The 24,622-nt window shown below is 69.7% G+C and carries 27 protein-coding genes and 1 tRNA gene; 20 read left to right on the forward strand and 8 right to left on the reverse strand.

From position 1 onward, the window contains the following. Positions 1-123 precede the first annotated feature (123 nt). Positions 124-1,521 (reverse strand): nicotinate phosphoribosyltransferase, encoded by a 1,398-nt coding sequence (locus tag IG99_RS18550; RefSeq protein ID WP_394298035.1) that lies wholly within the window; start codon positions 1,519-1,521, stop codon positions 124-126. Between the two features lie 57 nt (positions 1,522-1,578). Between IG99_RS18550 and clpS the strand changes: the two genes are divergently transcribed. The 8 genes from clpS to IG99_RS18585 all read left to right on the forward strand — a co-directional run bounded on the left by clpS (position 1,579) and on the right by IG99_RS18585 (position 7,529). After that, on the forward strand, positions 1,579-1,896 hold the full coding sequence (gene clpS, locus IG99_RS18555) for an ATP-dependent Clp protease adapter ClpS (RefSeq protein ID WP_037675463.1): 318 nt from the start codon (positions 1,579-1,581) through the stop codon (positions 1,894-1,896). Between the two features lie 41 nt (positions 1,897-1,937). Next, positions 1,938-2,540, forward strand: coding sequence for a DUF2017 domain-containing protein (locus IG99_RS18560; protein ID WP_037675398.1), 603 nt, complete (start codon positions 1,938-1,940; stop codon positions 2,538-2,540). Positions 2,541-2,895: 355 nt separating this feature from the next. Continuing rightward, positions 2,896-4,320: an amino acid permease gene (locus IG99_RS18565; RefSeq protein WP_037675401.1), complete on the forward strand. Its 1,425-nt coding sequence runs from the start codon at positions 2,896-2,898 to the stop codon at positions 4,318-4,320. 136 nt (positions 4,321-4,456) lie between these two features. Then, the gene (locus tag IG99_RS18570) at positions 4,457-4,879 is read left to right on the forward strand and encodes a M67 family metallopeptidase (protein WP_037675465.1); all 423 of its coding nucleotides are present in this window, start codon (positions 4,457-4,459) and stop codon (positions 4,877-4,879) included. Between the two features lie 47 nt (positions 4,880-4,926). After that, positions 4,927-5,970 (forward strand): LacI family DNA-binding transcriptional regulator, encoded by a 1,044-nt coding sequence (locus IG99_RS18575; RefSeq protein WP_051865530.1) that lies wholly within the window; start codon positions 4,927-4,929, stop codon positions 5,968-5,970. A gap of 110 nt (positions 5,971-6,080) precedes the next feature. Beyond that, positions 6,081-6,176, forward strand: coding sequence for a putative leader peptide (locus IG99_RS51670; protein ID WP_324606136.1), 96 nt, complete (start codon positions 6,081-6,083; stop codon positions 6,174-6,176). Positions 6,177-6,294: 118 nt separating this feature from the next. Continuing rightward, positions 6,295-6,573 (forward strand): MoaD/ThiS family protein, encoded by a 279-nt coding sequence (locus tag IG99_RS18580; protein ID WP_037675405.1) that lies wholly within the window; start codon positions 6,295-6,297, stop codon positions 6,571-6,573. Positions 6,574-6,578: 5 nt separating this feature from the next. Beyond that, a complete protein-coding gene (locus IG99_RS18585; protein ID WP_037675407.1) occupies positions 6,579-7,529 on the forward strand; it encodes a PLP-dependent cysteine synthase family protein in 951 nt (316 codons plus the stop codon). A gap of 7 nt (positions 7,530-7,536) precedes the next feature. Here IG99_RS18585 and IG99_RS18590 read toward each other — a convergent pair whose 3' ends face one another. Further along, the gene (locus tag IG99_RS18590) at positions 7,537-7,989 is read right to left on the reverse strand and encodes a type II toxin-antitoxin system PemK/MazF family toxin (protein ID WP_037675408.1); all 453 of its coding nucleotides are present in this window, start codon (positions 7,987-7,989) and stop codon (positions 7,537-7,539) included. A 181-nt stretch (positions 7,990-8,170) separates the two neighbouring features. On the opposite strand from IG99_RS18590, the gene IG99_RS18595 reads away from it, so the two are divergent. Then, positions 8,171-8,923: an MBL fold metallo-hydrolase gene (locus tag IG99_RS18595; RefSeq protein ID WP_037675410.1), complete on the forward strand. Its 753-nt coding sequence runs from the start codon at positions 8,171-8,173 to the stop codon at positions 8,921-8,923. A gap of 80 nt (positions 8,924-9,003) precedes the next feature. Here IG99_RS18595 and IG99_RS18600 read toward each other — a convergent pair whose 3' ends face one another. Next, entirely contained in the window at positions 9,004-10,251 is a 1,248-nt protein-coding gene (locus IG99_RS18600; protein ID WP_037675413.1) for a PTS transporter subunit EIIC, read from the reverse strand. A gap of 168 nt (positions 10,252-10,419) precedes the next feature. Between IG99_RS18600 and IG99_RS18605 the strand changes: the two genes are divergently transcribed. From IG99_RS18605 to rdgB, 4 genes are all read left to right on the forward strand, one after another. Beyond that, complete coding sequence (locus IG99_RS18605; RefSeq protein ID WP_037675416.1) at positions 10,420-10,653, forward strand: glucose PTS transporter subunit EIIB; 234 nt, start codon at positions 10,420-10,422, stop codon at positions 10,651-10,653. An 87-nt stretch (positions 10,654-10,740) separates the two neighbouring features. After that, complete coding sequence (gene rph, locus IG99_RS18610) at positions 10,741-11,478, forward strand: ribonuclease PH (protein ID WP_037675419.1); 738 nt, start codon at positions 10,741-10,743, stop codon at positions 11,476-11,478. Positions 11,479-11,622: 144 nt separating this feature from the next. Next, positions 11,623-12,027, forward strand: coding sequence for a hypothetical protein (locus IG99_RS18615; RefSeq protein WP_037675421.1), 405 nt, complete (start codon positions 11,623-11,625; stop codon positions 12,025-12,027). Positions 12,028-12,061: 34 nt separating this feature from the next. Beyond that, positions 12,062-12,664, forward strand: coding sequence for an RdgB/HAM1 family non-canonical purine NTP pyrophosphatase (rdgB, locus tag IG99_RS18620; protein ID WP_037675423.1), 603 nt, complete (start codon positions 12,062-12,064; stop codon positions 12,662-12,664). Between the two features lie 45 nt (positions 12,665-12,709). Here rdgB and IG99_RS18625 read toward each other — a convergent pair. From IG99_RS18625 to bcp, 3 genes are all read right to left on the reverse strand, one after another. Then, positions 12,710-12,794: transfer RNA gene (locus IG99_RS18625), tRNA-Leu, on the reverse strand. 53 nt (positions 12,795-12,847) lie between these two features. Next, entirely contained in the window at positions 12,848-13,777 is a 930-nt protein-coding gene (locus IG99_RS18630; protein ID WP_158973199.1) for an HNH endonuclease, read from the reverse strand. Between the two features lie 227 nt (positions 13,778-14,004). Beyond that, positions 14,005-14,472, reverse strand: coding sequence for a thioredoxin-dependent thiol peroxidase (gene bcp, locus IG99_RS18635; protein WP_037675425.1), 468 nt, complete (start codon positions 14,470-14,472; stop codon positions 14,005-14,007). A gap of 130 nt (positions 14,473-14,602) precedes the next feature. Here bcp and IG99_RS18640 point away from each other — a divergent pair, with 130 nt between their 5' ends. Both IG99_RS18640 and IG99_RS18645 read left to right on the forward strand, forming a co-directional pair. Beyond that, positions 14,603-14,932 (forward strand): DUF3618 domain-containing protein, encoded by a 330-nt coding sequence (locus tag IG99_RS18640; RefSeq protein ID WP_037675426.1) that lies wholly within the window; start codon positions 14,603-14,605, stop codon positions 14,930-14,932. A gap of 44 nt (positions 14,933-14,976) precedes the next feature. After that, on the forward strand, positions 14,977-15,333 hold the full coding sequence (locus tag IG99_RS18645) for a GroES family chaperonin (protein ID WP_037675427.1): 357 nt from the start codon (positions 14,977-14,979) through the stop codon (positions 15,331-15,333). Between the two features lie 87 nt (positions 15,334-15,420). Here IG99_RS18645 and IG99_RS18650 read toward each other — a convergent pair whose 3' ends face one another. After that, on the reverse strand, positions 15,421-17,817 hold the full coding sequence (locus IG99_RS18650) for a transglycosylase domain-containing protein (protein ID WP_037675430.1): 2,397 nt from the start codon (positions 17,815-17,817) through the stop codon (positions 15,421-15,423). 248 nt (positions 17,818-18,065) lie between these two features. Here IG99_RS18650 and IG99_RS18655 point away from each other — a divergent pair, with 248 nt between their 5' ends. From IG99_RS18655 to IG99_RS18670, 4 genes are all read left to right on the forward strand, one after another. Beyond that, the gene (locus IG99_RS18655) at positions 18,066-18,866 is read left to right on the forward strand and encodes an ABC transporter permease (protein WP_037675432.1); all 801 of its coding nucleotides are present in this window, start codon (positions 18,066-18,068) and stop codon (positions 18,864-18,866) included. Between the two features lie 67 nt (positions 18,867-18,933). After that, a complete protein-coding gene (locus tag IG99_RS18660) occupies positions 18,934-19,698 on the forward strand; it encodes an ABC transporter permease (protein ID WP_107055962.1) in 765 nt (254 codons plus the stop codon). 2 nt (positions 19,699-19,700) lie between these two features. Next, complete coding sequence (locus tag IG99_RS18665; protein WP_037675434.1) at positions 19,701-20,702, forward strand: ABC transporter ATP-binding protein; 1,002 nt, start codon at positions 19,701-19,703, stop codon at positions 20,700-20,702. Between the two features lie 49 nt (positions 20,703-20,751). Then, on the forward strand, positions 20,752-21,570 hold the full coding sequence (locus tag IG99_RS18670) for a DUF1707 SHOCT-like domain-containing protein (protein ID WP_037675435.1): 819 nt from the start codon (positions 20,752-20,754) through the stop codon (positions 21,568-21,570). 176 nt (positions 21,571-21,746) lie between these two features. On the opposite strand, the gene IG99_RS18675 is transcribed toward IG99_RS18670, so the two are convergent. Next, a complete protein-coding gene (locus IG99_RS18675) occupies positions 21,747-23,081 on the reverse strand; it encodes an SGNH/GDSL hydrolase family protein (RefSeq protein ID WP_037675437.1) in 1,335 nt (444 codons plus the stop codon). Between the two features lie 205 nt (positions 23,082-23,286). Between IG99_RS18675 and IG99_RS18680 the strand changes: the two genes are divergently transcribed. Beyond that, positions 23,287-24,609, forward strand: a complete 1,323-nt coding sequence (locus IG99_RS18680) for a DUF445 domain-containing protein (protein WP_051865542.1) — start codon at positions 23,287-23,289, stop codon at positions 24,607-24,609. Positions 24,610-24,622: the final 13 nt, after the last annotated feature.

Below are 24,622 nucleotides of genomic sequence, written 5' to 3' on the forward strand. Positions count from 1 at the left end.
CTTCGACTGTGGGATCTCGGTGATGGGGTGCTGGCCCGGCCGTGAGTTTCAGAAGCTTCCGAGCCTAGAGACTTCCTGGGCGGTGCGGGAGGGGGCGTCAAGGGGGCGTATGCGGCACTTGCTCTAGCTACCCGACTGCCCCTGCACGTACTCCGTCGGAATCACGGGTTCCCCTCGGGACAGCTGGGTCGCCGACAGCGGTAGGCCGCCGCGGGCCGCCGTGTGACGGTCGCGGACGACGTCCAGCGGCTCGTGGGCGACGACCTCGCCGCCCTTGACCAGCTCGACCAGGAGCCGGAGGTCCGCCAGCTCGGGAGGCACCGGGCCGGTGCCGACGACCTCGGCCTCCGCCGCCCCGTACGCGTCCAGCCGCCGCGCGGCCCACTTGCGGCCGCCGATGGAGGTCTTGCCGCCGGACGACTTCTTCGCCACCGGCACCAGCGGTGCCTCCGGGTCGGCGGTCTCGGCGCGGGCGACCAGCTTGTAGACCATCGAGGCCGTCGGGTGCCCGGACCCGGTCACCAGCTGCGTGCCGACGCCGTACGCGTCGACGGGCGCCGCGGCCAGCGAGGCGATCGCGTACTCGTCGAGGTCGGAGGTCACGATGATCTTCGTGTCGGTCGCGCCCAGCGCGTCCAGCTGCTGGCGCACCCGGTGCGCGACGAGCAGCAGGTCCCCGGAGTCGATGCGGACGGCGCCCAGCTCGGGCCCGGCCACCTCGACGGCCAGCCGCACGGCCTCGGTGACGTCGTAGGTGTCGACGAGCAGGGTCGTGCCCCGGCCCAGCGAGTCGACCTGGGCCGTGAAGGCGTCCCGTTCGGTGTCGTGCAGCAGGGTGAAGGCGTGGGCGGACGTGCCCACCGTCGGGATTCCGTAGCGGAAGCCGGCGGCGAGGTCGGAGGTGGTGGTGAAGCCACCGATGTACGCGGCGCGGGACGCGGCGACGGCGGCCAGCTCGTGAGTACGGCGGGCGCCCATCTCGATCAGCGGCCGCTCCCCGGCGGCCGAGGACATCCGGGAGGCGGCGGCCGCGATCGCGGAGTCGTGGTTGAGGATGGAGAGGATCACGGTCTCCAGGAGCACGCACTCCGCGAAGGAGCCCTCGACGCGCATGATCGGGGAGCCGGGGAAGTACACCTCGCCCTCGGGGTAACCCCAGATGTCACCCGAGAAGCGGTACGCGCCGAGCCAGTCCAGGGTCTCCTCGTCCACGATCTGCCGCTCGCGCAGGAAGCCGAGGACGTCCGCGTCGAAGCGGAAGTTCTCCACGGCGTCCAGGACACGCCCGGTGCCCGCGACGACTCCGTAGCGCCGGCCCTCCGGCAGCCGCCGGGTGAAGACCTCGAACACCGACCGCCGCCCGGCGGTGCCCGCCTTCAGCGCGGCCTGCAGCATCGTCAACTCGTACTGGTCCGTGAAGAGCGCCGTGGAGGGAACGCCCACCCGTCGCCCACCACCGTCCTTCTGAGGAAGCGCTTCGCGCCCTTCTTCTTCCGGCAGTCCAAGGTCCGCTGTGTTCATGACTAGAGATCGTACTCCCTTTTCGTCGGTGTGACGATTTCTAGAATGCGTGGCAGCATGGGCCTTGTGACGTCACCCGCGCCCCTGGAGATCGAACGTACCGAGTCGGCGGAGGAGGTCTTCGCCGTCCCCGAGCCGGACGTCCCCTGGGTCACCATCGTCCACAACGACCCGGTCAACCTCATGAGCTATGTGACGTACGTCTTCCAGACGTACTTCGGCTACTCCAAGGACAAGGCCACCAAGCTCATGCTCGACGTCCACCACAAGGGTCGGGCGGTCGTCTCCAGCGGCACGCGTGAGGAGATGGAACGCGACGTGCAGGCCATGCACGGCTACGGCCTGTGGGCCACGCTTCAGCAGGACCGGAAATGACCCGACCCCGCCCGCAGGACCGGAAGTAGCGATACGCCCTGATGCCAGGAACCTTCGAACCGCTCCCCGGCGGCGGCGCGGCCGTCGCCCTCGACGACGTCGAGATCTCCATCATCCGGTCGCTGGCCGTCCAGCTGCTGGAACTCATCGGCCCGGGCCCCGCCGAGGACGCCCCCGACGACCCGCTCGCCGAGCTCTTCTCCGAGGGCCCGAGCGAACCGCCCGCCGACCCGGTCCTGCGTCGGCTCTTCCCCGACGCCTACGGCGACCCGGAGGGCACCCCGGGTCCCCAGCGGGCCGAGGAGGAGCGGGCGCACTCCGCCGAGTTCCGCCGTTACACCGAGAACGACCTGCGCGCCGGCAAGCGCGACAACGCCCTCGCCGTGATCCGCTCCCTGGACGCGCTCGCGCCGGAGGGGGAGGGCGGGGCGGTCCTCAAACTGTCGCCCGAGGAGGCCCAGCGGTGGCTCGGCGCCCTCAACGACCTCCGGCTGGCGATCGGCTCGCGGCTGGACATCTCCGACGAGGACGACACCGATCTGCTCTACCGGCTCCCGGACGACGACCCGCGCAAGCCGATGGTGATGGCCTATCTGTGGCTGGGCGGCCTCCAGGAAACGCTCATCTCCACCCTGCTCCCCTGACATATGCCCTGATGTGTGTGGGTTCTGTGTTCGCTCAGAGGACGCTCAAATCCGGATAACGATCGCGTCACCGTGACGGCCCCCTTGGGGTTCCGGTAAGCGATTTGTCCGGTTCTTCTTGAGTCATGCGTCACAAACCGAGCGCGTGATCAATGTTGCGGCCGTGATAAATCTTCACGACCGCCCGGGCGAACACCACCCGAATGTTCGGCCGGGTGCGCCACCGAGCCGACGGATCGTCGGCCAGGCACGAGCGGGCTCGCGAAGCCCGCTCAACTCCATCATCCGGGGGGATCGAGACCCGATCCGAGGCCGACGAGAGGCCCGGATCGGCATGGAGAAAGGCGCACCACACATGACCTCAGCGCAGGTCGACAAGGACACGACCCCCGAAGAGGGGTACGAGCGCGGGCTCGGCAGCCGCCAGGTCCAGATGATCGCGATCGGCGGCGCCATCGGCGTCGGCCTCTTCCTGGGCGCCGGGGCGAACATCGCCAAGGCCGGTCCCAGCCTCATCTTCATGTACGCCCTCGCCGGCGTGATCATCTTCTTCATCATGCGGGCGCTCGGCGAACTCCTGCTCTACCGCCCCGTCTCGGGCTCCTTCGCGGAGTACTCGCGCGAATTCCTCGGCCCGTTCTTCGGCTACTTCACCGGCTGGACGTACTGGCTGATGTGGGTCGTCACCGGCATGGCGGAACTCACCGCCGCCGCGATCTACGTCAACTACTGGTTCCCGGCCATCCCCCGGTGGGTGACGGCCCTGGTCTTCCTGGTGATCCTCTTCGGGGTGAACCTGATCTCCGTGAAGCTCTTCGGCGAGCTGGAGTTCTGGTTCTCGATGGTCAAGGTCACCGCCCTCATCGGCATGATCGTCATCGGCCTCGGCGTGCTCACCTTCGGCTTCAGCTCCGCCGGCGACACCGCAGCGGTCTCCAACCTCTGGGCCTTCGACGGCTTCTTCCCCAAGGGTGTCGGCTCGTCCCTGATGACCCTCCAGGGCGTCATGTTCGCCTACCTCGCCGTCGAACTGGTCGGCGTCACGGCCGGCGAGTCCGAGGACCCCGAGAAGACCCTGCCCAAGGCGATCAACACCCTGCCCTGGCGCATCGCGCTCTTCTACGTCGGCGCCCTCACCGTGATCCTCTGCGTGGTGAAGTGGACCGAGTTCGCGCCGGGCGTCAGCCCCTTCGTCGCCGCCTTCGCCAAGATCGGCATCCCGGCGGGCGCGGGCATCGTCAACTTCGTGGTGCTGACCGCGGCCCTGTCCTCCTGCAACTCCGGCATGTACTCCACGGGCCGCATGCTGCGCAACCTCGCCGACAGCGGCGAGGCCCCCGCGGTCTTCAAGAAGCTGTCCGGGTCCAAGACCCCGGCCTTCGGCATCACGGTCTCGGTCCTCTTCATGGGCATCGGCGTGGTCCTGAACTACATCGTCCCGGAGAAGGCCTTCGGCTACGTCACCTCCGTCGCCACCGCGGCCGGCATCTGGACCTGGCTGATGATCCTGGTCAGCCACGTCCTCTACCGCCGCGCGGTCGACGCGGGCCGCCTGCCCGCCTCCTCCTTCCCGGCGCCGGGCGGCACGGTGTGCAGCTGGATCGCCATCGTCTTCCTGCTCTTCGTCACCGGCCTCATCGCCTACGACAGCGAATCGCGCGTCTGCCTGTACGTCATGGCCGGCTGGGCCGCCGCCCTCGCCATCGGCTGGTTCGCCCTCAAGGCGAGCAACCCGCAGGTCACCCAGCGCCGCGACCCGGAGCTCGAAAAGATCGGCTGACCGGTACCCGACAGGACGTCCGGCCGTAGGGAGTACTCGTGGCACTCCCCACGGCAGCCGCTCAGGACGTCCGGCATATGAGCCGCCGCGTACCATCCCTCGGTACGCGGTGGCCCACATGCTTATCCTGACGACCATGCTGACCATCACCCAGGCCCTCCACGACCAGATCGTCGCCCACGCGCGCGAGGACCACCCCGACGAGGCCTGCGGCGTCGTCGCGGGCCCCGCGGGCTCCGGCCGCCCCGAGCGCTTCATCCCCATGCTGAACGCGGCCCGCTCGCCCACCTTCTACGAGTTCGACTCGCAGGACCTGCTCAACCTCTACCGCGAGATGGACGACCGCGACGAGGAGCCGGTGGTCATCTACCACTCCCACACCGCGACCGAGGCCTACCCCTCCCGCACCGACATCTCCTACGCCAACGAGCCCGGCGCCCACTACGTCCTGGTCTCCACCGCCGACACCGACGGGGCCGGCGACTTCCAGTTCCGCTCGTTCCGCATCGTCGAGGGCGTGGTGACCGAGGAGGACGTCAAGGTCGTCGAGGCATACTGACCGTCGTACGCACACGTCGTACGCTCGGACAACTCGCCGTATCGGAGATGGTGTTGACGCGACGCCCGCACGGACAGCGCCCCACGATCGAGGACGTCGCACGCCGGTCGGGGGTGTCGAGATCCACGGTGTCACGGGTGATCAACGCCGAGCCCAAGGTGCGCGCCGAGGTCGTCGAACGCGTCCGCGAGGTGATCGCCGAGCTCGGCTACGTCCCCAACCAGGCCGCCCGTCAGCTCGTCACCCGCCGCACGAACGCCGTCGCGGTCGTGGCCACCCAGCCACAGGACCGGCTCTTCCTCGACCCGTTCTTCGACTGCCTCTTACGGGGCATCCGCCGGGAACTCGCCCGGCACGGCTCCCAGCCGGTCCTGCTCTTCCTCGACGAGCCCGACGACCACGCCCGGGTCGCCGACTACCTCGGCGGCGGCCACGTCGACGGCGCCCTGCTGTTCTCCCTGCGCCCCGGCGACCGGCTGCCCGAGATGACCGACCGGGCCGGCCTGCCCGCCGTCTTCGGCGGCCGCCCCCTCCCCGGCGACGGCGACACCGCGCCCCGCCACCCCTACGTCGACGGGGACAACCGCGGCGGGGCCCGCCAGGCCGTCCAGCACCTCGTCTCGCTCGGCCGCACCCGCGTCGCCACCGTCACCGGCCCCTACGACCAGGAGAACTCCGCCGCCGAACGCCTCGCCGGCTACCGGGACGTCCTCCCCGACACCTCCTCGGACCTCGTCGAGCGCGCCGACTACACCCGGCAGGGCGGTGCCGACGCCATGGCCAAGCTGCTCGCCGGGTGCCCCGACCTCGACGCCGTCTTCGTCGCCTCCGACCTCATGGCCTCCGGCGCCCTGCAGACCCTGCGGGAGCACGGCCGCCGGGTCCCCGAGGACGTGGCCGTCGTCGGCTTCGACGACCTCACCGACATCGCCGAGGCCACCGACCCGCCCCTGACCACGATCCGCCAGGACGCCGAGGAGATGGGCCGGCTGATGGCCCGCCTGCTCTTCGACCGCACCGCCGGGATCGCCGCTACGGACGTGTCCTCCGTGGTCATACCCACACAACTGGTGCGGCGCGACTCCGCCTGAGCGGCCGTACCCGCCCGTCTGAACAGGGTGGTCTCACTACCCGGCCGGAATTCGTCCGCGATGTGGGATCACATTCCAGGAGCCGGACCGGGAATCGATACGATGAGCCCATGGTTTTCCACGACGTGAGCGACAAGACGCCGGGCCCGCTGCTCGTCGCGCGGCTGCACGTCGACCTGTGCAGGCTCGCCAGCGCCATCTGTTGACGCCGGCCCTGCCGCCGTACGGCCCGTGAGCCGTGGCGCGTCACACTCCTGCTGTACCGCTTCACCCGCGCTGCCGCGCGCCCACCGACCCGACACCATCCGACAGGAGCCCTGAGCCATGGCCATCGAGGTCCGCATCCCCACCATCCTCCGCCAGTACACCGACGGTCAGAAGGCGGTGGAGGGCAGCGGTGACACCCTCGCCGACCTGTTCGCCGACCTCGAGACCCGGCACGCGGGCATCCAGGCCCGCATCGTGGACGGCGAGCAGCTGCGCCGCTTCGTCAACGTCTACCTGAACGACGAGGACGTCCGCTTCCTCGACGGCATCACCACCAAGCTGTCCGACGGCGACAGCGTGACGATCCTGCCGGCCGTCGCCGGCGGTATGGCCTGATCCCTATGCGCTACGACTCCCCGCTGGCTGCGGTGGGCAACACCCCCCTGGTGTGCCTGCCGCGGCTGTCGCCGTCCGCCGACGTCCGGATCTGGGCCAAGCTGGAGGACCGCAACCCCACCGGCTCGGTCAAGGACCGCCCGGCCCTGCACATGATCGAGCAGGCGGAGAAGGACGGCCGCCTGACCCCCGGCTGCACCATCCTGGAGCCGACCAGCGGCAACACGGGCATCTCCCTGGCCATGGCGGCCAAGCTCAAGGGCTACCGCATCGTCTGCGTGATGCCCGAGAACACCTCACAGGAGCGCCGGGACCTGCTCGCCATGTGGGGCGCCGAGATCATCTCCTCCCCGGCCGCGGGCGGCTCCAACACCGCCGTCCGCGTCGCCAAGGAGCTCTCCGCCGAGCACCCCGACTGGGTGATGCTCTACCAGTACGGCAACCCGGACAACGCGGGCGCCCACTACGCCACCACCGGCCCGGAGATCCTCGCCGACCTCCCCTCGGTCACCCACTTCGTCGCGGGCCTCGGCACCACCGGCACCCTCATGGGCGTCGGCCGCTACCTGCGCGAGCACAAGCCGGACGTGAAGATCGTCGCCGCCGAGCCGCGCTACGACGACCTGGTCTACGGCCTGCGCAACCTCGACGAGGGCTTCGTCCCCGAGCTGTACGACGCCTCCGTCCTCACCACCCGCTTCTCCGTCGGCTCGGCGGACGCCGTCACCCGCACCCGTGAGCTGCTCCAGCAGGAGGGCATCTTCGCGGGCGTGTCCACCGGCGCCGCCCTGCACGCCGCCATCGGCGTCGGCAACAAGGCCGTGAAGGCGGGCGAGAACGCCGACATCGTGTTCGTCGTCGCCGACGGCGGCTGGAAGTACCTCTCCACCGGCGTCTACACCGCCGCCACCACCGAGGAAGCGATCGAGACCCTCCAGGGGCAGCTCTGGGCGTGAACCCGGCTCACCCCGTCAGGTGACGGACCTGGTCCCACAGGACCGGGTCCACCACACCCACCCGGCGACGGAAGTCGTCCACCCGGACGCGGCGCACCTCGTCCGTCTCCAGGAAGCTCGCCCGGCCCCGAGCGTCGCCCACGGAGCCCGGCGGCAGCGCGATCACCCCGGCCCGCCCGCTGTGGTTCTTGCTGGTGATCTTCGCGACGGTCACGTGCCGCCCCCGCACCGCCAGCACCAGACACGGCCGGTCCTTCTCACCCCGCCCGTCCTCGAACGGCACCTTCGCCCACCAGATCTCCGCAGGCTGCGGCCGCCCGGCGGGCCGCCGCCCGGGCCGCCCCGGCGGCCGTGTCCTGCGACCCCCGGGACGCCGCCCGCGCCCCCACCCGTCGACGAGGGTCGAGACCAGGGCGAGCAGCACCACCGCCGCGATCGCCAGCCACCAGGACGTGTCCATACTGGATGACGGTACAAGCAGTGGCGCTCAGGGCCAGCCGAACCGGTGACAGCACAGGTGAGTTCGCCCACAACAGCCCTTGGCGGAGGAGCGACCGGGGGTTTTGCGCCTTACGCTCGACGGACCGCACGACCCCCGACGCCCCTTCTCCCGTTCCCCCGCCAGCGGAGGTTTCTGTTCCATGAAGCTCACCGTCGTCGGCTGCTCGGGGTCGTTTCCGTCCGCGGAATCGGCCTGCTCGAGCTACCTCGTCGAGGCCGACGGCTTCCGGCTGCTTCTCGACATGGGCAACGGCGCCCTGGGCGAGCTGCAGCGCCACTGCGGTCTCTACGACCTCGACGCGATCTTCCTCAGCCATCTGCACGCCGACCACTGCGTCGACATGTGCGCGTACTTCGTGGCGCGCTACTACCGGCACGAAGGCGGACGCTGCGCCCCCCTGCCGGTCTACGGGCCCGAGGGCACCGAACACCGGCTGACCACCGCCTACGCCGACACCCCGTCGGCCTCCTCGATGAGCGAGGTCTTCGACTTCCACACGGTGAAGCCCTCCACCTTCGACATCGGCCCGTTCACGGTGCACACGGAACGCGTGGCCCACCCGGTGGAGGCGTACGGCATCCGCATCGAGCACGGCGGGAAGGTGCTGACCTACTCCGGCGACACCGGCGTCAGCGCGCACCTCGACGAACTCGCCCGGGACGCCGACCTGTTCCTGTGCGAGGCCGCGTTCACGTACGGCAAGGAAGACATCCCCGACCTGCACCTCAACGGCCGCGAGGCCGGCGAGACGGCCCGCCGCGCCAAGGCGAGACGCCTGGTCCTCACCCACATCCCCCCGTGGACCGACCCGCAGGCCAACCTCGTCGACGCCCGCGACGTCTACGACGGCCCGGTGGAACTCGCGGTACCCCGCACGACGTACGAGATCTAGTCCCGCCACACAGAAGGCCCCCGGAGCGGTTCAGGGCTCCGGGGGCCTTCGGTGTGTCGTGGCCTGGGTGTGTCGTGCGGCTAGGCCTTGGTGAGGTCCTCGACCTCCTCCTCGGGTTCACGGCCGGGGGTGGGGAGGTTCCACTTGGCGATGGCGAAGCGGAAGACGAAGTAGTAGATGGCGCCGAAGACCAGGCCTATGGGGATGATCAGCCATGGCTCGGTGGCCAGGTTCCAGTTCAGCGCGTAGTCGATGAAGCCCGCGGAGAAGGTGAACCCGGCGTGCACGCCGAGCGCCCAGGTGATCGCCATGGACAGGGCGGTGAGCACCGCGTGGATCGCGTACAGGACCGGGGCGATGAACATGAACGAGAACTCGATCGGCTCGGTCACACCGGTCACGAAGGAGGTGAGCGCGAGCGAGATCATCATGCCCAGCACGGCCTTGCGGCGCTCGGGGCGGGCGGAGTGCGCGATGGCGATCGCGGCGGCCGGGAGGCCGAACATCATGATGGGGAAGAAGCCCGACATGAACTGTCCGGCGGTCGGGTCACCGGCGAAGAAGCGGGTGAGGTCACCGTGCACGACCGTGCCGGCGGAGTCCTTGAAGTCGCCGATCTGGAACCAGGCGACGGAGTTCACGAACTGGTGCATGCCGATCGGGATCAAGGCGCGGTTGATCAGACCGAACAGACCGGCACCCGCGGCGCCGAGACCGGTGATCTGCTCGCCGACGTCCGAGATGCCCTCGCCGATCGGCTTCCAGACCAGGCCGAAGAAGACGCCCATGGCGGTGCCGACGAAGGCCATGATGATCGGTACCAGACGGCGGCCGTTGAAGAAGCCGAGCCAGTCGACCAGCTTCTTGCGGTGGTAGCGCTGCCACAGCACGGCGGACAGCAGACCCATCACGATGCCGCCGAGCACACCGGGGTTGTTGTAGGTCGCGGCGATGTCCGCGCCCTTCTGGATCTTCGCCTCGGTGACCGGGAACGCCTTCAGGACGTTGCTGTAGACCAGGAAGCCGACCAGGGCGGCCAGCGCGGTGGAGCCGTCCGCCTTCTTGGCGAAGCCGATCGCGACACCGATGCAGAACAACATCGGCAGGTTGTCGAAGATCGCGCCACCTGCAGTGGCGAACACCGCCGTGACCTTGTCGGGCAGGTTGAGCTTGTCGTGCACGTCCTGCTGGCCCAGCCGAAGCAGGATGCCCGCCGCCGGCAGTACGGCAATGGGGAGCTGAAGGCTGCGGCCGACCTTCTGCAGGCCCTGGAACAGACCGGAACCCCGCTTCTTCGCGGGGGCCGCCGTTGCGGTGGCGGTGCTCATACGTCCTCCATCGGTGGTGGTCTACACCACTCAGTGGTGTAGACCTGTTTGTAGCATGATGAAGGCGGGATAAGGAACCCGTTCGGATCCCGCAACCGGAGCGCTACCCTCCGTGGCGCCGACTGACCCCTTTCGTATCCTCATGACGTCCTCGACAGGAGAAGGAACATGGCCACCAAGGCTGAGAAGATCGTTGCCGGGCTCGGCGGCATCGACAACATCGAAGAAGTCGAGGGTTGCATCACCCGCCTGCGCACCGAGGTCATCGACGCCGGCAAGGTCGACGACGCCGCCCTGAAGGCCGCCGGCGCCCACGGCGTCGTCAAGATGGGCACCGCGATCCAGGTCGTCATCGGCACCGACGCCGACCCCATCGCCGCGGAGATCGAAGACATGATGTGACACCCGGACCACCTTGAGGTGTCCCGGACTGAGGCCTTTCCCCACCGTGGGAGAGGCCTCAGCCCTTGTGCGGCTAGGCTCAAGGCCATGTCTCGAATCGACGGCCGCACCCCCGAACAACTCCGCCCGGTCACCATCGAACGCGGCTGGAGCAAGCACGCCGAGGGCTCCGTCCTCGTCTCCTTCGGCGACACCAAGGTCTTCTGCACCGCCTCCGTCACCGAAGGCGTCCCCCGCTGGCGCAAGGGCAGCGGCGAGGGCTGGGTCACCGCCGAGTACTCCATGCTGCCCCGCGCCACCAACACCCGCGGCGACCGCGAATCCGTCCGGGGCAAGATCGGCGGCCGCACCCACGAGATCAGCCGCCTCATCGGCCGCTCCCTGCGCGCGGTGATCGACTACAAGGCACTCGGCGAGAACACCATCGTCCTGGACTGCGACGTCCTCCAGGCCGACGGCGGCACCCGTACCGCCGCCATCACCGGCGCGTACGTCGCCCTCGCCGACGCCGTCGCCTGGGCCCAGGGCAAGAAGCTCATCAAGGCCGGCCGCCAGCCCCTCACCGGCACGGTCTCCGCCGTCTCCGTCGGCATCGTCGGCGGAGTCCCCCTCCTCGACCTCTGCTACGAGGAGGACGTCCGCGCCGAGACCGACATGAACGTCGTCTGCACCGGCGACGGCCGCTTCGTCGAGGTCCAGGGCACGGCCGAGGCCCAGCCGTTCGACCGCGCCGAGCTCGACTCCCTGCTCGACCTGGCCGTTGCCGGCTGCACCGACCTCGCGGCGCTCCAGCACAAGGCCCTCGACGCGGCCCTCGAAAGGTAAAAGGCGCGCCAAAGGAATCGATCGGCGGCGGCAACCACACCGACCGCCATCGCGTCTCCAGGAGTACGGGCGCACGGCTCACCGCCGTGCGCCCGGCCATGACCCGGTGCCCCGACGGGGCCCGAACGAGGGAGGGACCGTTCCATGGCCGCGAGCCGCCGACGCGGACGCCGCACCGCCGCCGTTGCCGCCACCCTGGCGGCCGTCGCACTGACCGCCGGGCTCACCACCGGCTGCGACGCCGTGAACAAGGCGCTCGATTGCGTCCAGACCGCTGACGCCATCGCCGACAGCGTCACGGACCTCCAGCAGGCCGTCAACAACGCCGCCAACGACCCGACGCAGTTGGACGAGTCCCTCACCTCCATCGACAACAACCTCGACAAGATCGGCGACAAGACCGACAACGCCGACGTCAACAAGGCGGTCGAGGACCTGGGCACGGCGGTGAAGAACGTCCGCACCGCGGTCGACAACGGTGACAAGACCCCCGACCTGACCCCGATCACGGACGCGGCGGGCGAACTGACGAAGGTGTGCACGCCGTAGGAGGGCTGGAACCGAGGGTCGGGATACTGGTCCCATGACCCGCCTGATCCTCGCCACCCGCAACGCCGGAAAGATCACCGAGCTCCGGTCGATCCTCGCCGACGCAGGGCTCACGCACGACCTCGTCGGCGCCGACGCCTTCCCCGACATCCCGGACGTCAAGGAAACGGGAGTCACCTTCGCGGCGAACGCCCTCCTCAAAGCCCACGCCCTCGCCCAGGCCACCGGCCTGCCCGCCGTGGCCGACGACTCCGGCCTCTGCGTCGACGTCCTCAACGGCGCCCCGGGCATCTTCTCGGCCCGCTGGTCCGGCAAGCACGGCGACGACCGCGCCAACCTGGAGCTGTTGCTGGCCCAGCTCTCCGACATCGACGAGGAGCACCGGGCGGCCCACTTCGCCTGCGCGGCAGCGCTGGCACTGCCTGACGGCCGCGAACGGGTCGTCGAGGGCCGCCTGCGAGGCACCCTCCGCCACACCCCCGTCGGCACCAACGGCTTCGGCTACGACCCGATCCTCCAGCCGGACGGCGAGACGCGTACGTGCGCGCAGTTGACGCCGGAGGAGAAGAACGCGATCAGTCATCGGGGGCAGGCGTTCCGGGCGTTGGTGCCGGTGGTTCGGGAGCTGTTGGGCTGAGACACGGGAGAGGGGCCGCTCAGCCGGGCGGCCCCTCTGTCTGCGTGCGGCCGGTGGGACTCGAACCCACACGGGTGTGAACCCACTGGGACCTAAACCCAGCATGACTGCCAAATTCCATCACGGCCGCTCAATAACGGTCATCACGCTCGACCGGCGGCCCTCAGTGTACGGGGCTGTCGGTCACTCGGCGAGTGAGACTCTGCCCTTCTGGCGACACCACGACTCCGTCACAGCGTGGCAGTTGGGACACAGGTATCGCAGGTTCTCCCGGCGATTGTCCCGCCAGTTCCCGTTGACATGGTCGATCTGCAAGGTGATGGGCCGCTCCCGCCACTCGCCGGTGTTGCCGCACTCCGCACATGCGTAGGGCACCCCAATCTCGGTCAGGGCCTGATGAAGCCGGGTCCTGTTCGTCCGTCCGGCTTGCTCGGGCAGGACGACGAGCACTCGATGCGCGGTCGGTGGAGGCGCCGGGCGCTCGGGCCGCCCCCAGGACCGGCGCTTGAAATGGCTGGTGTCGAGGTCGAGGCGAGAAGCGGTCCGCCGTACACGACGGTGATTGGTGTCGTTGACCTCCATACCGAGACCGCGCATGACGTCGGCGTAGCTGGTGGAGGTCCGTACCAGGCTCCGCAACGTGGCTTCGGCAACCACTACGCGCCGATGCGAGAAATGGCTGGTGTCGATGTGTTCGGTCGCCAGTATGCGACTCAGTGGCGCCCGGGACCGGCCCTCATCGGGAATGTCCAGCGCACGGGCGACGCCACGCACGCTTGTGGCTGCGCGGGCGGCCGCCCGAAGTTGTTCCGGTGTGAAAGGCAGGTCCAATTCGGGACGGTCAACGCCAGGGAAATGGCTGATGTCGATGCCTGCGGCATCGATGCGCCGCCGGATGTGGGAGAGGGTTCCCGTAGCGGGCGTGGCACCCAGCTTCAGGGCCACTTCACGCAGCGAGGACGAGGAAGCGGCAGCTTCCGCGATCGCGGCGTCCGGGTACTTTCGCCATGGGCTGCGCTTGACGAAGTGGCTCGTATCGATTCCGTGACGCGCAACGTGCTCCTGCAGTACCCGCCGTTGACCGCCACTTGGACTCAGACCGAGCCGCCGCATCAGATCCGTCCAGTTACCCGCTTCGGCGACTGCCGACGCCAGCCGCTCTTTGCCGTAGCGCCCGAACGTTGCGACGCCCTCTGTGCACCCATGGGTCCCCCTGCCTCGACTGTCCGTTCGTGTACTCGCACGGAGAAACGGGCCCAAGCTCGGACCGTCGCGCCCGAAAAGCGTGAAGCGGCTCACACCGGGCGCCCGGTGTGAGCCGCTTCCGCGAGCACGTGCCCTCAGACCCCCAGGTCCTTGATGATCTTCGCCACGTGCCCCGTCGCCTTCACGTTGTAGAGGGCGCGCTCGACCTTGCCCTGCTCGTCGACGACCACCGTGGAGCGGATGACGCCGACGACCGTCTTGCCGTAGAGCTTCTTCTCGCCGAACGCCCCGTACGCCTCCAGGACCTTCTTGTCGGGGTCGGCGAGCAGGGTGACCTCGAGGGACTCCTTCTCGCGGAACTTGGCGAGCTTCTCGGGCTTGTCCGGGGAGATGCCGATGACGTCGTAGCCCGCGCCAGCGAGGAGGTCGAGGTTGTCGGTGAAGTCGCACGCCTGCTTGGTGCAGCCGGGCGTGAGGGCCGCCGGGTAGAAGTAGACGATGACCTTGCGGCCCAGGTGGTCGGACAGGGACACCTCGTTGCCGTCGGCGTCGGACAGGGTGAACGCGGGGGCCTCGTCCCCGGGCTGCAGTCGCTCGGACATCGGTGTCGTCTCCTCGTGTGCGCGGCGGTGCGGTGTCGGTCCGAGCCTAACGGGGGGTCCTGACGGTGATAGCGGGCATGAAGCTGACAGACTGTCCAGAACAGCATCAGCAGACTTCGGAGGCCGTACGGTGGCGGACACGTCGGACACCAGAACCCCGGCGCAGATCGAGGCGGACATCAAGCGTCGCCGCGAGGTGCTGGCCGAGACGCTCGACGAGATCGGGGTGCGGGTGCACCCGAAGACCATCGTCGGGGACGCGAAGGCCAAGGTGGCGGCCAACATCGACCACACGGTCGGGCGGGCCTACGTCCAGGTCAACCGGGCCGTGAGCCAGGTGCGGGCCCAGTTCGTGGACGAGGACGGCGCGCCCCGTCTGGAGCGGGTCGTGCCGGTCGCGCTCGCCGTCGTCGGCGTGGTGGGGCTGCTCGCCCTGAGCACGCGGCGGCGCAAGGGCTGACCCGGCGGCGTACGGATCCGTTTCACACAGGTAGGTTCTAAGGCGTGAGCGCCAACAGAAACGAGCACAGCACCCACCAGGACAAGCTGCCCATCCGCATGCTGCACGACCGTGTACTCGTGCGGCAGGAAACCAGCGAGGGCGAGCGGCGTTCCGGCGGCGGCATCCTGATCCCCGCCACGGCGGCCGTGGGCCGTCGGCTGGCCTGGGCCGAGGTCGTGGCGGTGGGGCAGAACGTACGGACCGTGGAGCCGGGCGACCGGGTGCTGTACGACCCGGAGGACCGCGCCGAGGTGGAGGTGCGGGGCGTGGCGTACGTGCTCATGCGTGAGCGTGACCTGCACGCCGTGGCCGCCGACCGGTTCGAGGGGTCGGAGGACTCCACCGGGCTGTACCTGTAGGGATCTTCAGAGACCCGTAGGGCAACGCGTACGAGGAAGGGCTGGTGGCCCACTGCCACCAGCCCTTCCTCATGCCTGTCGGCGCTCTCACTCCCTGCGGGCCGGCTGGAACGGGTCCGTTCCGCTCGTGGTCCCCGTGTTGGTGCCGGTGCCCGCGGTCGTGCCGGTCGTGGTCCCCTGGTCGGTGGTCCCGCCGTCGGTGGTGCCGTCGGTGGTGCCGCCGTCCTCCGTGCCGCCCGAGGTGGGCGTACCGGCGGTGGTTCCGCCGTCCTGCGTGCCGCCGTTCGTGGGCGCCGAGGGGGTGCCGGCACCGGCGGTGGATCCGCCGTTGGTCTGGCCCTGGCTCTGACCCGCGGTGCGGCCCTTGTCGGTCGCCTGGCCGCTGGGGGTCTTCTCCTCGTCGTCCTCCTCCTCGCTCGCGCTCGGATCGGGGCTGGACTGGGCCGGGGGCTCCTGGATCTGTTCGGCGCCGTCCTCCAGCTCCAGGTCGAAGTCCTTGACCGGCTTGCCCTTGAGGGCGTTCCTGGTGAACTGGGCCCAGATGTCGGCGGGCGCGCCGCCACCGTTGATGCGGGGCAGGCCCAGCGCGTTGTACAGCGGCTTGTGGGCGGCCGTGACCGGGTCCTGGCCCATGACGGCGACGACCGTGGCCAGGTCGGGCGTGTAGCCGGCGAACCAGGCCGCGGTGTCCTCCTCGGCGGTGCCGGTCTTGCCGGCGGCGGGGCGGCCGGCGGCGAGCGCGGCGGTCGCGGTGCCGTTCTGGACGACGCTCTGCAGGATCGAGGTCGTGGTGTCGGCGGCCTCGCGGGGGACGGCCTGGCGGGTGCTGCGCTTGGGCAGCTCCACCACGTCCTTGCCCTCCTTGGTGATCTTGTCGATCAGCGTGTACGTGCCGTGCTTGCCGTGGTTGGCGAGCGTCGCGTACGCCTCCGCCATGTCGAGGACGCTGGCGGTGGCGGTGCCCAGCGCGATGGAGGGGTAGGGGTTGAGGTCCTTGGTGCCCGCGGGGATGCCGAGGTCGATCGCGGTCTCCCGGACCTTCTCCGCGCCGACGTCGACCGCCATCTGCGCGTACACCGAGTTGACGGACTTGTCGGTGGCGGTGCGCACCGTGATGTCGCCGTAGGACCTCTGGTCCTCGTTCTCGGGGTCGTAGGTGCCGCCGGTCCAGCCCTGGACGGGGCGCTTGTTGGTGCCGTCGTAGATCGTGTTCGGGGTGATGACGCGGCCGTCCTGGGTGACGGAGCCGTTCTGGACGGCGGAGGTGAACACGAAGGGCTTGAAGGTGGAACCGACCTGGAAGTCCCCGCGGGTGGCGTTGTTCGTGTACTGCTTGACGTAGTCGACGCCGCCGTACATGGCGATGATCTTGCCGGTCTTGGGGTCGACCGAGGCGCCGCCGGCCCGGACGTAGTTGTCGACCTTGCGGTTCTTCTTGTCCAGCTTGGACATCAGCTGGTCGTTGACGGCGTCGACGAACGCGTCCTGTTTCTTCTTCTGGATGGTCGTGGTGATGCGGTAGCCGCCCGCGGTCAGCTCGTCCGAGGTGAGGATCTTGTTCTTCTGCAGGTCTTCCTTGATCGCCTCGACGAGGTAGCCGCGCTGCCCGGACAGGCCGGTGGAGACGGTCTGCTCCTTCGGCACGGGGAACTTCATGCCCTCGCGCTTGGACTCGGTGAGCCAGCCCTTCTTGACCATGCCGTCCAGGACGTACTTCCAGCGGGCCTCGGCGGCGGCCTTGTTCTGCGGGTGGGCGACGACGTCGTACTCGCTGGGCGCGTTGAGCAGGGCCGCGAGGTAGGCGCCCTGGGCCGGGGTGAGGTCGATGGCGTCGACGCCGTAGTACGCCTGGGCGGCGGCCTGGAGGCCGTAGGCGTTGCGGCCGAAGTAGCTGGTGTTGAGGTAGCCCTGGAGGATCTGGTTCTTGCTCTGGGTGCGGTCCAGCTTGATCGAGATGAAGAACTCCTTCACCTTGCGGGAGACGGTCTGCTCCTGCGCGAGGTAGTAGTTCTTGACGTACTGCTGGGTGATCGTGGAGCCGGACTGCTTGCCCTTGCCCAGGGCGGTGTTCCAGCCGGCGCGCAGCATCGCCTTGGGGTCGACGGCGGACTCGGTGTAGAAGTCGCGGTCCTCGGCGGCGAGGACGGCGTGCTGTGCGTCCTTGGAGATCTGCGCGAGGGTGACGTTCTCGCGGTTGGTCTTGCCGTCGCGGGCGATCTCGCTGCCGTCCGCGTACAGGTAGACGTTGGCCTGCTGCATGGCGAGCGCGTTGGCCGGTGGGATCTTCACCATCGAGTAGCCGAGGAAGAACAGGCCGACGAGGAGCAGCACGCCGAGGACGAAGGTGGCGAGCACCATGCGCCAGGTCGGGATGATCCGGCGCCAGCCGGTGCGCTTGGGTCGCTTCGCCTTCTTGCCGTCCCCCTCGGGCTCACTCGGTGGCAGGGCCTGGGTCGCCTGCTGCGGCTGCGGCTCGTCACTCATTCGTGCACGGACTCCTGTTTCGCGTCTGTTTCGCGTCGTACGTTCCCGTACGCCCTCGTACGCCCTCGTACGCCTTCTGCGCCCCCGGTTGAAGACTGTCGCACCGGTGCGTTCCGTTCCCGGTCAAAGGGCACGTGTTGGTCACACGCGTGGCGCCCGGAAAAGGCGTGGCACACCAGGTCGCCCGGGGCTAGGCTCCTGCGCTTCGGTGTCGAGCAGGCTTCGGGCGGACGAGGAGGGCGGTTGCCGTGGGTTCGGCGCGGTTGTACGCGGCCGTCGCGGCGGGTGGTTTCCGACGGTACGCGACGTATCGGGCGGCGACTGCCGCCGGGGTGTTCACCAACACGGTCTTCGGCCTGATCCTCGTCTACACATATCTCGCCCTGTGGGACGAGCGGCCGCATCTGGGCGGTTACGACCAGGCGCAGGCCGTCACCTACGTGTGGCTGGGGCAGGCGTTGTACTCGACGCTGGCCGTCCAGGGGGGCGGCTTCGAGAATGATCTCATGGCGCGCATCCGCACCGGCGAGGTCGCCGTCGACCTGTACCGGCCGGCGGACCTCCAACTGTGGTGGCTGGCGACCGACTTGGGGCGGGCACTGTTCCAGCTGGCGGGACGGGGTGTGGTCCCCTTCGCCTTCGGGATGCTGTTCTTCCCGATGGCGCTGCCGGACCACTGGCTGACCTGGGTGGCGTTCCTGGTCGCGGTGGCGCTCGGATGGATCGTCAGCTTCGCCGTCCGGTACCTGGTCGCCCTGAGCGCGTTCTGGCTGCTGGACGGCACGGGCGTGACGCAGACGCTGGTGATCACCGGCATGTTCTGCTCGGGGATGATGCTGCCGCTGAACGTGTTCCCGGGGGCGTTCGGGGAGGTCGTACGGGCGTTGCCGTGGTCGGCGATGCTCCAGATGCCCGCCGACGTCCTCATGGGTGAGGCCGCTCCACTGGGCACGTACGTCTTTCAGGTGACGTGGGCGGTGGCGCTGCTGACGGCGGGGCGTCTGCTGCAGTCGGCGGCGACGCGGCGGGTGGTGGTGCAGGGTGGCTGAGGACACCTGGGCGACTGAGGACAGCCGGCTCCGCGAAGGGCTGCGCGCCTACCGGCTGATCGCCGTGATGTGGATCCGCTCCACCATGGCCTACCCCCTCTCCTTCGCCCTGACCGCGGTCGGCGGTCTGGTCGTGAACGGGCTCGATTTTGTAGCGATCTTGTTGATGTTCTCGCGGATCGACACGCTCGGCGGCTACGCGCTGCCCGAGATCGCCTTCCTCTACGGGCTGTCCGCGCTGGCGTTCGGCTTCGCGGACCTGGCGATCGGCTCGATGGACCGGCTGGGCACCCGGGTCCGCGACGGCACCCTCGACACGCTGCTCGTGCGCCCCGCGCCGGTGCTCGCGCAGGTCGCCGCGGACCGCTTCGCGCTGCGCCGCATCGGCCGGATCACCCAGGGAACCGTGGTGCTGGGCTACGGGCTCGCCGCCTGCGACATCGCCTGGACCCCGCTGAAGCTGCTGCTCATGCCGGTGATGCTGGCCAGCGGCGGGTTGATCTTCTGCGCGGTGTTCGTGGCGGGCGCGGCCTTCCAGTTCGTGGCGCAGGACGCGGCGGAGGTGCAGAACGCGTTCACGTACGGCGGGACGACGCTGCTGCAGTACCCGCCGACCGTCTTCGGCAAGGAACTGGTGCGCGGGGTGACCTTCGTACTGCCGCTGGCCTTCGTCAACTGGGTGCCCGCGGCGTACGTGCTGGGGCGGCCGTACCCGCTCGGCCTGCCGGAGTGGGCGGCGTTCACGCCTCCGCTGGTGGCGGCGGTGTGCTGTGCGCTGGCGGGGCTGGCCTGGCGGGCGGGGCTGCGGTCGTATCGGAGTACAGGGAGTTGAGCGTGACCGAGAGCGCCTTCATCGAGATGGACCGCGTCGAGAAGGTCTTCGACGTGCGCAAGAAGACCGGCTTCCTGAAGCGGGAGGTGCGGCGGGTCCGGGCGGTCGACTCGCTCTCCTTCACCGTGGCGCGCGGGGAGATGGTCGGCTACATCGGGCCGAACGGTGCCGGGAAGTCGACGACGATCAAGATGCTGACGGGGATCCTCACGCCGAGCGGCGGCCGGCTGCGAGTGGCGGGCATCGACCCGTCCCGCGAGCGCACCCGCCTCGCGCACCGCATCGGGGTGGTGTTCGGGCAGCGTACGACCCTGTGGTGGGACCTGCCGCTGATCGACTCCTACCGGCTGATGCACCGCATGTACCGCATCCCCGACGCCCGTTACCGCGAGAACCTGGACCGGCTCGTCGAACTCCTCGGCCTGGGCGAACTGTTGGACGTGCCCGTACGGCAGCTCTCGCTCGGCCAGCGGATGCGCGGCGACATCGTGGCGGCCCTGCTGCACGACCCCGAGGTGCTGTACCTCGACGAGCCGACGATCGGCCTGGACGTGGTCTCCAAGGCCAAGGTGCGTGACTTCCTGCGGGAGTTGAACACCGAGCGCGGCACGACGGTGCTGCTGACCACCCACGACCTCCAGGACATCGAGCAGCTGTGCTCCCGCGTGATGGTCATCGACCACGGCCGGATGATGTACGACGGTCCGCTCGCGGGCCTGCACGAGGCCGGGGAGAGCGAGCGGACCCTGGTGGTGGACCTGGAGCGGGAACTGCCGCCCATCGAGGCGCCGGCGCCCGCGCGCGTGGTGCGGGTGGAGGGGCCGCGGCAGTGGCTGGCGTTCCCCGCGTCACAGTCGGCGGCACCGCTGGTGGCCCGGATCGCGCAGGAATATCCGCTGGTGGATCTGTCGGTGCGGGAGCCGGACATCGAGGCGGTGATCGCCAAGATGCTGCACTCTTTGGGGGACACCCCGAAACCCCCGCCGGAGCGTACGACGGCATAGTGCTGTGAACGGCATAGTGCCCCGCTCCGGGAACTCGTAGTCTGCTGATATGACCGACAACGCCCCGGAACTGCGGGCCTCCGACGCCGATCGTGAGCGAGTCGCCGAGGTCCTGCGGGACGCTCTCGCCGAGGGGCGTCTCGACATGGAGGAGTTCGAGGAGCGGCTGGAGACGACCTACAAGGCGCGGACGTACGGCGAGCTGGCGCCGATCACCCGTGATCTGCCGGCCCCGGGGGTCGCGCCGCCGTCGGTGTCCCTGACGAAGGAGCCGGAGGGTGGGCCCGGTTGGGGCCGGCGGATCGTGGGCGGTGACGGGTCGTCGACGTGGGCGGTGGCCGTCATGTCGGGGTTCCAGCGCAAGGGGCGCTGGACCGTGCCCAGGCGGTTCAACTGCTTCGCCTTCTGGGGCGGCGGCGAGATCGACCTGCGCGAGGCGAACTTCGCGGACGGCGAGGTCGAGATCAACTGCGTCGCGATCATGGGCGGGGTGAACGTCGTCGTGCCGCCCGGGGTCGAGGTCGTGGTGCGCGGCATCGGCGTGATGGGCGGCTTCGACCACCACGAGGAGGGGGTGCCCGGTGAGCCGGGGGCGCCCCGCGTGGTCATCACCGGGTTCGCCTTCTGGGGCGGGGTGGGCGTCGAGCGCAAGCTGACGAAGGCCGAGCGGAGGCAGGCGAAGCTGGACCGCAAGGCGGCCATGAGGGAACTCCACGAGACCTTCCGCGAGGACATCCAGGAGGCCCACCGCAAGATGCTGGACGGGCACCGCGACGCGATGCGGGAACGCCGCGAGGAACGCCGCGAGAGGCGCCGCGACGAACGTCATGAGGAACGCCGGGACAGGCACCGCCACCGGGAACACTGATCGGCCGCTGCGGGCTGGGGCGGAGTGGTGCCGGGCCGGAAAACCGGCCGCGCGGCCACGCGCTGACAGGGCGCCGCCCGGGCCCTCCCGCCGTCGCACGGCGGCACGGGTGGGCGCGGGCGGCGACCCGGCAGCGCCGAGGTGCGCGGCCCACCCGTCGGCACAGAGGCCGTGCGCTACAGCTCCGCCGGGGCCGAGCCCTTCAGGGCCGACAGGCTGAAGGCCTCCGCCATCCGGGCGTAGCCGGCGTCGCTGGGGTGGAGGTGGTCGCCGGAGTCGTAGTCCGGGCGGAAGCGGCGGGGGTCGTAGGGGTCGCGCAGGGCCTTGTCGAAGTCGGCGACCGCGTCGAAGACGTCGCCGGCGCGGATTGCGGCGTTGATCTCCTGGCGGACGGCCTCGCGGGCCGGGGTGTAGCCGCGGTGGCCCTGGAAGGGCATGAGGGTCGCGCCGACGACCTTGATGCCGCGGGCGTGGGCCTGCCTGACCATCAGGCGCAGTCCGGTCAGGATCCGGTCGGGGTCGGCGAGGCGGGGGTTGCGCAGGATGTCGTTGATGCCGAGGTCGATGACGACGACCTTGACGTTGGTCCGGCCGAGCGCGTCGCGGCTGAACCGCTTGAGGCCGCTGGGGTTGTCGGCGGGCCGTCCCCGGCCGTCCACGAGGATCTGGTTGCCGCTGATGCCCTCGTTGACGACGCTGTAGCGCGGTACGCCCGTGCCCTCCTCGACCGCCGAGCGCACCCGCTCGGCGAGGACGTCGGGCCAGCGGCGGTTGGCTCCCAGGGTGGAGGTGACGCCGTCGGTGATGGAGTCGCCGAAGGTGATGACCGTGCCGTCGGCCTCGTTGCTCAGCACGTCCAGCGCGGTCAGGTACCGCCAGTAGTCGAGCCGGTCGGCCGTGTACACGGACCCGGTGATGTCCTCCGTCCGGTCGCCCTGGGCGAGGTAGGAGAGCTGCCGGGCGTGCGGGTGGTAGGTGACCGGCCCCGACGGGGTGGGGGAGTAGGTGGAGACCAGCACGTCGGTGTCGCGCGGGATGAGCACGGCGACGGCGTCGCTGATCACCTGGCCGCCGGCCGGGATGACGACGGCGGGGTCGCCGTTGAAGCTGAGGTTCCGCATGGTCTCCGCGGCCGCCGCGGCGGTGTTGTCGGCGGCGGCGACGGCGATGGAGGCGTGCGCGATGGTCAGCGGCTGGGTGCCGTAGAGGTTGGACAGCGTGATGCGGGCACTCGTCCCGCCGACGCCGGTGTGGACGACGTTGCGGACCGAGTGGCCCGCGAGGCCGTTCACCTCGGTGCCGGGTTCGGCGCCCACGGGGGCCGCGGCCCAGGTGCCGACCCAGACGCCGGTGGAGGCGGGGGCGGCGGAGTTGTGGGGAGTGCGGGGTGCGGCGAGGGTGTCCTCGCTGTTGCCGTCGTCCGCTGCGACCCCGACGTATATGGCGGCGGACAGAGCCACGATCACGGCGATGATCGCGGACAGCAGGGCATAACCGTGACGCTTGGTCATGCGGGTGTGCGTCTCCTAGAGGAGGGGAGCCGAGAGCTCCGAAAAATGATCACCTCATGATGCGACATGCGGTGAAGGAGGATTGAGCAGGCCCCCCATTGGGCCCCCGGTACACAGACGCTGGGAACTCCCGATCTGTTCCAGGAGTAAGGCAGGAAGGGACAATGTGTCTGGAAAAAGGTGACGGATGGAGCGGATGAAGCGTATGAATCCGGGCGAAACGGACGCGGCGGATGTGGGGCGGCCGGGGCGGCCCCCGCGCGCGATGACCGTTTTCAGCGCCGCCGACGAGGAGAAGCGGCGCGGAGTGCGCCGGATGAAGCTCACCGCCGCCGGGCTGCTGCTGTTCGTGGCGCTGGTGTACGTCCTCGCCGAGTGGGCCAGGCACCAGGGCGCCGGCCCCTGGGCGGGGTACGTGGCCGCCGCCGCCGAGGCCGGCATGGTCGGCGCGCTCGCCGACTGGTTCGCCGTCACCGCCCTCTTCCGCCACCCCCTGGGCCTGCCCATCCCGCACACCGCGATCATCCCGAACAAGAAGGACCAGCTGGGCGTCTCCCTGGGCGAGTTCGTCGGCGAGAACTTCCTCTCCGAGGACGTCGTACGCCAGCGGCTGCGGTCCGTCGGCATCGGCAGCCGCCTCGGCGCGTGGCTGGCCGAGCCGGAGCACGCCGACCGGGTCACCGCCGAGCTGTCGACCGCCCTCAGGGGGGCGCTGACCGTCCTGCGCGACTCGGACGTCCAGGCGGTGGTCGGCGAGGCGATCACCCGCCGTGCCAACGCCAAGGAGATCGGGCCCGCCATCGGCAAGATGCTGGAGGGGATCGTCCTGGACGGCGGCCACAAACGCGTCGTCGACCTGGTCGTCGCCCGCGCCCACGACTGGCTGGTGCTGCACGGCGACTCCGTGATGGACGCAGTGCAGGGCGGCGCGCCCGGCTGGACCCCCCGCTTCGTGGACCGCAAGGTCGGCGAGCGCGTCTACAAGGAGCTGCTGCGCTTCGTCACCGAGATGCGCGACATGCCCTCCCACCCCGCCCGCGGCGCCCTCGACCGCTTCCTCACCGACTTCGCCTCCGACCTCCAGTCCGACACGGACACCCGCGCGCGCGTCGAGCGGCTCAAGGGCGAGGTGCTGGGCCGCGGCGAGGTCCAGGACCTCATCGCCTCCGCCTGGACCGCCGTACGGGCCATGATCGTGTCGGCCGCCGAGGACGAGCGCAGCGAACTGCGCCTGCGCGCACGCGCGTCCTTCCTCTCCCTCGGCACCCGTATGGCCACCGAACCCAAGGTCCAGAACAAGGTCGACAGCTGGGTCGAGGGCGCCGCCGTGCACGTCGTGACCACCTACCGCAAGGAGATCACCTCCCTGATCACCGACACGGTGGCGGGCTGGGACGCCGAGCACACCACCCGCAAGATCGAGGCCCACATCGGCCGCGACCTGCAGTTCATCCGCATCAACGGCACGGTGGTGGGCTCCCTGGCGGGCCTGCTGATCTACACGGTGTCACGCGTGCTGGGGGCGTAGGGCAGCCGTCCCA

It is taken from the genome of Streptomyces griseus subsp. griseus (assembly GCF_000720255.1).
Taxonomy (GTDB): Bacteria; Actinomycetota; Actinomycetes; order Streptomycetales; family Streptomycetaceae; genus Streptomyces; species Streptomyces griseus_I.

Coding starts and splice junctions, on each gene's coding strand:
- IG99_RS18600 (WP_037675413.1), bottom strand. CDS start 10,251: ATGAGCACCGCCACCGCAACGGCGGCCCCCGCGAAGAAGCGGGGTTCC.
- IG99_RS18675 (WP_037675437.1), bottom strand. CDS start 23,081: ATGACCAAGCGTCACGGTTATGCCCTGCTGTCCGCGATCATCGCCGTG.
- IG99_RS18605 (WP_037675416.1), top strand. CDS start 10,420: ATGGCCACCAAGGCTGAGAAGATCGTTGCCGGGCTCGGCGGCATCGAC.
- rdgB (WP_037675423.1), top strand. CDS start 12,062: ATGACCCGCCTGATCCTCGCCACCCGCAACGCCGGAAAGATCACCGAG.
- IG99_RS18575 (WP_051865530.1), top strand. CDS start 4,927: ATGGTGTTGACGCGACGCCCGCACGGACAGCGCCCCACGATCGAGGAC.
- IG99_RS18615 (WP_037675421.1), top strand. CDS start 11,623: ATGGCCGCGAGCCGCCGACGCGGACGCCGCACCGCCGCCGTTGCCGCC.
- IG99_RS18680 (WP_051865542.1), top strand. CDS start 23,287: ATGAATCCGGGCGAAACGGACGCGGCGGATGTGGGGCGGCCGGGGCGG.
- IG99_RS18560 (WP_037675398.1), top strand. CDS start 1,938: ATGCCAGGAACCTTCGAACCGCTCCCCGGCGGCGGCGCGGCCGTCGCC.
- IG99_RS18650 (WP_037675430.1), bottom strand. CDS start 17,817: ATGAGTGACGAGCCGCAGCCGCAGCAGGCGACCCAGGCCCTGCCACCG.
- IG99_RS18630 (WP_158973199.1), bottom strand. CDS start 13,777: ATGCGGCGGCTCGGTCTGAGTCCAAGTGGCGGTCAACGGCGGGTACTG.
- bcp (WP_037675425.1), bottom strand. CDS start 14,472: ATGTCCGAGCGACTGCAGCCCGGGGACGAGGCCCCCGCGTTCACCCTG.
- IG99_RS18565 (WP_037675401.1), top strand. CDS start 2,896: ATGACCTCAGCGCAGGTCGACAAGGACACGACCCCCGAAGAGGGGTAC.
- IG99_RS18585 (WP_037675407.1), top strand. CDS start 6,579: ATGCGCTACGACTCCCCGCTGGCTGCGGTGGGCAACACCCCCCTGGTG.
- clpS (WP_037675463.1), top strand. CDS start 1,579: ATGGGCCTTGTGACGTCACCCGCGCCCCTGGAGATCGAACGTACCGAG.
- IG99_RS51670 (WP_324606136.1), top strand. CDS start 6,081: ATGGTTTTCCACGACGTGAGCGACAAGACGCCGGGCCCGCTGCTCGTC.
- rph (WP_037675419.1), top strand. CDS start 10,741: ATGTCTCGAATCGACGGCCGCACCCCCGAACAACTCCGCCCGGTCACC.
- IG99_RS18595 (WP_037675410.1), top strand. CDS start 8,171: ATGAAGCTCACCGTCGTCGGCTGCTCGGGGTCGTTTCCGTCCGCGGAA.
- IG99_RS18580 (WP_037675405.1), top strand. CDS start 6,295: ATGGCCATCGAGGTCCGCATCCCCACCATCCTCCGCCAGTACACCGAC.
- IG99_RS18550 (WP_394298035.1), bottom strand. CDS start 1,521: ATGAACACAGCGGACCTTGGACTGCCGGAAGAAGAAGGGCGCGAAGCG.
- IG99_RS18570 (WP_037675465.1), top strand. CDS start 4,457: ATGCTGACCATCACCCAGGCCCTCCACGACCAGATCGTCGCCCACGCG.
- IG99_RS18670 (WP_037675435.1), top strand. CDS start 20,752: ATGACCGACAACGCCCCGGAACTGCGGGCCTCCGACGCCGATCGTGAG.
- IG99_RS18660 (WP_107055962.1), top strand. CDS start 18,934: ATGTGGATCCGCTCCACCATGGCCTACCCCCTCTCCTTCGCCCTGACC.
- IG99_RS18590 (WP_037675408.1), bottom strand. CDS start 7,989: ATGGACACGTCCTGGTGGCTGGCGATCGCGGCGGTGGTGCTGCTCGCC.